Raw genomic sequence first — 1,269 nt, forward strand, 5'->3', positions numbered from 1 at the left:
CCAGTGGGAGTGGCTTGACGCGTTCATGATTCTGGTGTTTCCTGAAACCGGTTTCATCACAAGCGATATCAGATAATTCCAACAAAAAGGTTCAACGCCGTGAACGACTTCTCCGCCGCCCAGCGCAGCCGCGTGACCATGCTCGACGTCGCCGAACACGCCGGCGTATCCAAGGCCAGCGTTTCGCGCTTTATCGGCGACGACCGCGCCCTGCTCTCCGATGCCACTGCCCTGCGCATCGAGCAGGCGATCGGCGCACTCGGCTACCGCCCCAACCAGATGGCCCGCGGCCTGAAACGCGGGCGCACCCGTCTGATCGGCATGCTGGTGGCCGATATCCGTAACCCGTATTCGATTGCCGTGATGCACGGAGTGGAAACCGCTTGCCGTCAACACGGCTACAGCCTGGTGGTGTGCAATACCGACCGCGATGACGAGCAGGAACGTCAGCACCTGGCGTTGCTGCGCTCGTACAACATCGAAGGCTTGATCGTGAACACCCTGGGTCATCACCGCGACGAACTGCGCGAGCTGCGTCGCGAAATGCCGTTGGTGCTGGTGGACCGCAAGGTCGAACAGCTGGAGAGCGACCTGGTCGGCCTGAACAACCCGGCGGCGGTGGAAATGGCGCTCACCCATTTGCAGGAGCGCGGTTATCGCGATGTGCTGATGGTGACTGAGCCGCTTGACGGCACCAGCGCGCGGATCGAACGGGTGAGCAGTTTCAAATCACAGATTGCGCAGCGCCCGGCATTCCAAGGTGCGGTGGTCGAGACTGGCAACGAGTTAACCGCGCAGTTGAAAACGTTCTTGAACACTCCCGGCCCGGGCCCGAAAGCAGTGTTCTGTGCCAACGGCATGGCAGCGCTGGCCAGCACTCATTCTCTGCGTGAGCTGCACTGCAATTTGTTTGAGGACGTGGGGCTGATCGCACTGGATGATCTTGATTGGTATCCGTTGGTGGGCAGCGGGATTACCGCGCTGGCTCAGCCGACGGAGGAAATTGGTGCGAGCGCGTTTGAATGTTTGCTCAAGCGGTTGCGTGGGGATGTCGGGGCTGTGCGGACCCTGGATTTTTCGGCGCGGTTGGTTGTGCGAGGGTCTACCCTTGGAAATTTGCGGTGAATGTTATGGCCCCTTCGAGCCCTGAAGAGCAGCACATCATTCAGCTAGCCATTTTTTTTGAACAAAAATGAAACCGGTTTCAGAGGTGTAAAACAATGAACAAACCACCCGTTTCCATCAGCCTGTCCAGCTACGGCGCGGACC

Annotated in this window: 1 protein-coding gene; it reads left to right on the forward strand. The window is 59.2% G+C overall.

Features of this window, described 5'->3' with window-relative positions; all coding sequences use genetic code 11:
- The first annotated feature begins 99 nt into the window (after window positions 1–99).
- Window positions 100–1,125 (forward strand): LacI family DNA-binding transcriptional regulator, encoded by a 1,026-nt coding sequence (locus AC1DRJ_RS28195; RefSeq protein WP_477805029.1) that lies wholly within the window; start codon window positions 100–102, stop codon window positions 1,123–1,125.
- Window positions 1,126–1,269: the final 144 nt, after the last annotated feature.

This window comes from Pseudomonas sp. P5_B2 (assembly GCF_056400445.1).